This is a genomic window from Solemya pervernicosa gill symbiont (genome assembly GCF_002020875.1).
Taxonomy (GTDB): Bacteria; Pseudomonadota; Gammaproteobacteria.
The window spans coordinates 1-5,857 of sequence record NZ_MPRL01000113.1 but is presented as its reverse complement, the minus strand read 5'-3'; the positions used below and the strand labels follow the sequence as shown (position 1 = coordinate 5,857).

General features: G+C 45.0%; 7 protein-coding genes and 1 pseudogene. 1 reads left to right on the top strand and 7 read right to left on the bottom strand.

Annotated features, from left to right (window positions below):
* The 4 genes and pseudogenes from BOW52_RS16240 to trbB form a co-directional block, all read right to left on the bottom strand.
* Window positions 1-560, bottom strand: a pseudogene (locus BOW52_RS16240) (hypothetical protein); the annotation flags it as partial.
* Entirely contained in the window at window positions 561-845 is a 285-nt protein-coding gene (locus BOW52_RS16235; protein WP_078485128.1) for a conjugal transfer protein TrbD, read from the bottom strand.
* Between the two features lie 30 nt (window positions 846-875).
* Window positions 876-1,274, bottom strand: coding sequence for a TrbC/VirB2 family protein (locus BOW52_RS17815; RefSeq protein WP_135622573.1), 399 nt, complete (start codon window positions 1,272-1,274; stop codon window positions 876-878).
* The gene (gene trbB / locus BOW52_RS16225; protein WP_078485127.1) at window positions 1,274-2,275 is read right to left on the bottom strand and encodes a P-type conjugative transfer ATPase TrbB; all 1,002 of its coding nucleotides are present in this window, start codon (window positions 2,273-2,275) and stop codon (window positions 1,274-1,276) included. The genes BOW52_RS17815 and trbB overlap by 1 nt, the downstream gene beginning before the upstream one ends.
* A 193-nt stretch (window positions 2,276-2,468) precedes the next feature.
* Between trbB and traF the strand changes: the two genes are divergently transcribed.
* On the top strand, window positions 2,469-3,032 hold the full coding sequence (gene traF, locus BOW52_RS16220) for a conjugative transfer signal peptidase TraF (RefSeq protein ID WP_078485126.1): 564 nt from the start codon (window positions 2,469-2,471) through the stop codon (window positions 3,030-3,032).
* Window positions 3,033-3,388: 356 nt separating this feature from the next.
* Here the strand turns inward: traF and BOW52_RS16215 are convergent, their stop codons facing one another.
* The 3 genes from BOW52_RS16215 to BOW52_RS17160 form a co-directional block, all read right to left on the bottom strand.
* Complete coding sequence (locus BOW52_RS16215; RefSeq protein WP_172840399.1) at window positions 3,389-3,904, bottom strand: iron transporter; 516 nt, start codon at window positions 3,902-3,904, stop codon at window positions 3,389-3,391.
* 595 nt (window positions 3,905-4,499) lie between these two features.
* Window positions 4,500-4,769 (bottom strand): hypothetical protein, encoded by a 270-nt coding sequence (locus BOW52_RS16210; protein ID WP_135622568.1) that lies wholly within the window; start codon window positions 4,767-4,769, stop codon window positions 4,500-4,502.
* Window positions 4,770-4,911: 142 nt separating this feature from the next.
* Window positions 4,912-5,857, bottom strand: a 946-nt coding sequence (locus tag BOW52_RS17160; RefSeq protein ID WP_172840398.1) for a hypothetical protein, incomplete at its 5' end; no start/stop codon positions are given.

Below are 5,857 nucleotides of genomic sequence, written 5' to 3'. Positions count from 1 at the left end.
TAGGATGACAGACGGCGCAGACGTATAACACCGCTTAAACCTTCCTCGATCTCAACCAAACCAGTTTTAAACTGATTTAAAACCTGTACCCCTTCATACTTGACCTTGTTGTTAGAAGATCCACCATCGTTTAGCATCATGGCTGATAACCTTGATTTGGCGCGAAGAGGCGGCAGAAAAGTAACCATCAGAACATAGATGGATTCATAGTGTGAATCTTCATTTTGATACTGAAATCTACGCTCTTCATCGATAGTTTGCGTTATGTCGTCAGGAAAATGGCTTTTGCTAGCATCTGGGTAGTTTGTAGAAGAAAGTCGCAGGGCATCAATGTGAAGCATCCACCCGGAACCTAACCGAGAGAGGACACTGTTAACCCGCGCTCTCAGCACATTACGTTCTAGTGGTGTAGACGAATCAATATCGTTTCCACGGTAATAGAAACCGGCCATAAAGGAACCGTCTTTCTGAATGATGATTCCATCATCAATAAGGGCCGCCCAGTTCAGCAGATCCGATAAACCAGCTATTTTCTCTCGAAAAACTCTTGTCCGTAACATTCACCTATCCCTGTATGGTGTTGATCTTGCTGGGTAGAAGCTCTGATATTTGATATGGCGTAGGTAGACCTTGGACATAAACGGGTCTTTATTTGCCATCATGCGAAGCATGCTCAAGAATCCGAACCAAAGCAGTGCACCAGCAATAATTGTCGCTATTGATGAGCCAGCGAAAGCTAGGGTGGCTGACATTAGGCCGCTAACAAGAACCAACTCCCGCTCTCCACCTATCAGCAAATTAGGGCGGTTCATTGCGCGGTGAATTGGTATTCTGTTGAGTTCCATTTCAATTAACTTTAAGGTTATAGATAAGCTCTAGAAGCCAGATTCCATGATTAAAACGTCGTTATTTGGCGCCATAGAGACCTCTGCTTTCGGAGTGAATGTAATCGGCTGCGCTACATTGATCAGCGCGCCGGTAGTACCGAAGGTACTAGACAGGAAGTTGGCCGCGCCAATGATCAATGACAGTACCAGGACAATAAAAATTGCTACGCGAGCGAACTGATTAAGATCACCACCGAAGATCAGTACACCACCAGCAATAACAATTGCGATCAGGGCTACCGAGAACGCAACCGGACCGGTGATCGAGTTACTCAGAACAGTAAGCGGTCCTTCCCACGGAAGGCCCGTACCAGCTGCGGCAAGAGCCGTTTCTGGCACAAAGATCACTAGCGTCATTGCCAACGCCAAGCGCATAAACTTCCTCATTACGAATCCCCTTCATTATCTTTCTTAATTAAATCTGCAGCCGTCATTTCGATGGCTTTCGTTTGGTACCCAGCTTTTTCTGGATTATAACATGTTACTTCGGTGATGCTTGTGATAAGTCTCCTCTGACCTTGCTTTTCGATAGTTACAATTAAGTCTAGAGCTTCCCCGATCAATTGACCATTTTCCGTGCCGGGTAGGGCTTTCTGTAATAGGTACTCAAGTCGCAGGAATGCGCCTTTAAGTGAAGTTTTACGGGCATGAATGGTGCTTATACCTCCTTCATGACCAGTGTTCCAAGACTCCAAAAGGGAAAGTGCTGCGCCGTCCCTAACCTCACCGACAATGATCCTGTCAGGACGATGGCGAAGAGAGGATATAACCAAGGCATCCATGCTTTCAGCCTCAGACGTTTTAAAATGTTCAAAGTTTCTGCTGCTGCACTGTATTTCCCTGGTGTCTTCCAGAATATAGAGTCGATCTGATGGGCAAAGCACTGAGATTTCATTGATCAGAGCATTGGCAAACGTAGTCTTACCAGAACCTGTGCCGCCGCATACCATAATGTTCAGACGTTTTTCAACAGCGTCTTTAAGATACTTACGAGCCAACGGAGTAAGTGAACTCGCGTCTACATAATCATCCAGCGTGAAAACTTTGCTGGCATGCTTACGAATAGTTAACTGCGGTCCAACCGTTTTAGGAGGAATAGATCCGGCAATACGTGGTGTGCCATCAAGCATTAGTTCCCCTTCGATAGATGGCTGATCTTCTGTTATTTCTTTGCCAAGACTTGAAGCGATTGTAGCAAGCAAAGCTTGTCCAGCTTGCGGTGTTATAGCGCCTACTTGTTCCATACCTTTAGAAAAATGCTCCGTCCAGATATTCCCATCAGAATTAAGCATTATTTCTGTTATTTCAGGATCTTCTAGCGCTTTCCTTATTATCGGCCCTAGTTCGCGGGTTATCTTGTCCTTGATTCGTTGTAAACGTTCACCCATAGCATCATTCCTTCTATTCGTGAAGATCGCAGTGTGTAGGAGTTTTTTTAGAAGGATAACTTTACATTATCATTGTTGGTATTAATTTAATCGATACCCCCATCAATGTGGCGCTATCAGCGCATATGGACCTAGACTATTGATGGCATTGTATATGAAGATATTCAGGATAATCTAGACCGTCCAAAGGAAGATGGAATTAGCTATGACATCCAAACATTTAAACTTTATTATGCCAACCAAATATGTTCTGTATTTTACAGGGTTTCTGCTGTTGGTATCAGCTATTTCTGCTTCTACCGGCATCCGATATAACCACTCAGAATCATACCCTTTAGGCTTCTGGATAGTGTCTGGTGGTTACCAGACTTGGAGCAAGGGACAGACAATTCTTTTCTGTCCTGGCTCTGAAGCAGTCTTCAGAGAAGCTAAGGAACGCGGGTATTTGTCTGATAGTTTTTACTGCGACTCAGGGATAGCACCGCTAATCAAAAAGGTAATTGCTGTTTCTGGTGATCAGGTTGTGATAAACCGGCACGGGATCGTCATCAACGGTAATTTTGTAGAAGATAGCCAGCCCTTTGCTAAGGACGCATCAAGCAGGGATCTACCACTGGTTGAGATAGATGAAGAGCTAGCCGATAACCAGGTAATAATTTTCTCTGATTATCACCCACTTTCATTCGATAGCCGGTATTTTGGTGCGGTTGATAGCCGCCAGATCAGAGGTGTCGTTTCTCCGCTGTGGACTTGGTAGAGCAGAGAAAACAAACAGACATTCATTTAGTGACCAATAGTCTTGGTGATCGCCCCCACCAGGATTACCCTGACATTCTCGCCAGATTGGTATGGACTGTAGCTAAAAGCATCGATATTGGTTTGGCAGACTAGTAAGCGTGTTCCAAGGCACCTCTAGGAATGCCTGACATGGCTGATCACCCTCCCCTCCCCACGCCAGTGCTTACCGCCATGGATAGCGAAACGCTGGCGGTCAGCGATAATACGAATTATCAACCACCAGCATCGTTTAAGCAGTTCTCTCGTGAGAGAAACCAAGGATAAGTTACTATGGGAACACCTATACTATTGACATCCTCACCGTCCCTCATTATTTTAATTGTAATAAAATTCAAACGTCTCATAAAATGGACTCCACCATGAAGAGGTAGTGCCAGTTTGGCGATATAAGCCATGGTATGCTGGTGGGTCAACACGGAATTCCAATGTATATCTGCCTACGCCTTCCAGCTTAGTATTAATACCGTAAAAAGGTCTTTGTGCTGGTTCACCTATAACTTGTGGCGGATCACTTATAATCGGCTTTAAACAGCCAAAGCTGGACCATTCGCTATCATTTTTTGTGAGTTGATAATAGATACCAAGATATGGAATCCAATCGCCTTTTGGGAAACCATGATTATTACCAGCGCAAGCGCTGACAACACATTTTATAAGAACATCTGGCGAGCCTATTCTTGGAAACTCAGGGCTCAGATGAACAGGGTCAGTGACCTCAGCACTGATATTCATGACACCTTGCATATGATTAGCATCTACTTCTTCATGGCTATCTTTAGTTATATGGCGCAATGATACATTCACACCATCACTATTATCATTTGTTTTCAATATATCCTCCTAATATCGCCTATCCAGATATTGCTATTGAGCATTATTCTGGCTCTTATACAACTCATTGCTTTAACAGAAGAGACAAGCTTCCGAGGGTTTTTACCTGTTAAATGAACTCAGTGTAGCCAAGATTGGACTGCTAGTCCTTTTCCCGAGCGCATGACCAACAAAAAGCAAGAGCAACACTTCCAAGCAGCGCCAGCGGAAACATAATCTCCGGCTTGTGAATGCATTCCATAATAAATTTCTCCAACGACTAACTCTCTCGCTTTTCCCCAAACCCTTCTGTTAGGCTTCAGCACATCAGCGATTCGGACTTTTCCGAAGACCGCACCATCCTAGCCCACTGCTCGATTCAGCACCCCGAGAAAGAATCTCACGGCGAGCGTGAACAGCTACCATATCAGAGTATCCGGGGAGTCACTATTTTTGCGGTGCGTAATCACCTCTTCGCGGCTCTACACAACTCCCTCACTGACTCTACGCCGACATAAAGCCGCTGCTGCATCTTCTCCGTCGTTCGCTCACGCTCTCCATGGCGGTCAGCGATTGTCGTTATCAGGCGCAACACTTTGCATGCCTTCAAACGGTATCATTCCACCTGCACCGGCGCTGCGTTTTTTCTTGAAGACTTATCAGTATTAATCGCTGAGAATGTTGTTCGCATTATCCCAACTGAATGAACAGACATTAATGCCTTCATCTGCTGCCACCCCTCACCAGGATGATCCATCGAGTTGAATCTTGATGGAAGATTGTCCTGGATAAGGCGTGGATTATAAACATAAAGGTGTGGGCTAAGTGGAGCACTCCCGTAGATGTCTCGGCCAACATATCCTTGAATAACAAACTCACCTCCCATGAAGCTATCCAACATCCCTCTATTTAAGGCGGCCTCCTACGCTGACCGCCATGGATAGCGAGGGATATAAGGACTAACCGCCATCACTCCGTTCTCCATGACGCATGATCTTGGTCAGCCTGTACCGGATGCGAGGCAATAACTACTTCTTCCGGCGTAATTCACCCCCATGTCGACCTACTGCAGGCAAAGTTGGAGGAGCTTCTATCGGATGAGCATTGGCCTTATAAATCCCTTTATATCTACTATACGGTAGAAATCGAGGCATATTGTCTTGGTCGTCGAAGAGCAAGGGGTTTCCGAAGAAGTAGTATATTGTGACTTTAATCATCTTCTTCTGTGCAGTAACGGCGGTGGTAAAGGCTTCATTGGTTAGTGTTAGTGGTGGCATTCCAATCGAGACTGGGAGAAGATCGTTCGAGCCACCCGCCGGAAAGACTACGGACCCGATATTTCTCATGATGTTAGATAGACCTCCATAAGCAACTGGATCTTCAGGTGCATCTATCTCCTTGGCCATCATAGTTTGGCTTGATGCCGGACCAATATATACATGTTTTGATGTTGGATCATCAGGCGATGCCAGCATTAACCCTGGTCCACCACTATACCCTCTACTTAACTTTCCAATCTTGCCGTATATCGCGTCACTGTACTCCAAGTCAGTAAGCAGATTCTGACTTGGAAATCCATCTGATGGCATAGTGAACTCTTTTATCAGACACCAAGATGATTTATTGTCGTCACTAATGATTGCGGACCGCATATTATGGTAAGTCCTTAGGCGATAATCACACTCTTCCATCGGATAAACTAATCCATCTAGCTTTCCTTTGTATCCATATATCGCACCAGGCACACCATAACCTCCATGCTGGCGATATAGGCTAAGTGCAGGGTTAGGATCGTTAATCGGCTTATGAACCTTCTCCCAAAAACCATAATCACCTTCGTTGAGATGAGGCATCGCAGTTATATAGTTTATTGTTGCCAGGTCGAATGCACCTCTAGCTCTGCGCGAGATATCAGGCGATATTGGCATAAACAGAGGATTATAATGGACAATGGGCTTTAAATCTTTATTAAGA

Coding starts and splice junctions, on each gene's coding strand:
- BOW52_RS16235 (WP_078485128.1), bottom strand. CDS start 845: ATGGAACTCAACAGAATACCAATTCACCGCGCAATGAACCGCCCTAAT.
- BOW52_RS17815 (WP_135622573.1), bottom strand. CDS start 1,274: ATGAGGAAGTTTATGCGCTTGGCGTTGGCAATGACGCTAGTGATCTTT.
- traF (WP_078485126.1), top strand. CDS start 2,469: ATGGAATTAGCTATGACATCCAAACATTTAAACTTTATTATGCCAACC.
- trbB (WP_078485127.1), bottom strand. CDS start 2,275: ATGGGTGAACGTTTACAACGAATCAAGGACAAGATAACCCGCGAACTA.
- BOW52_RS16210 (WP_135622568.1), bottom strand. CDS start 4,769: ATGGGAGGTGAGTTTGTTATTCAAGGATATGTTGGCCGAGACATCTAC.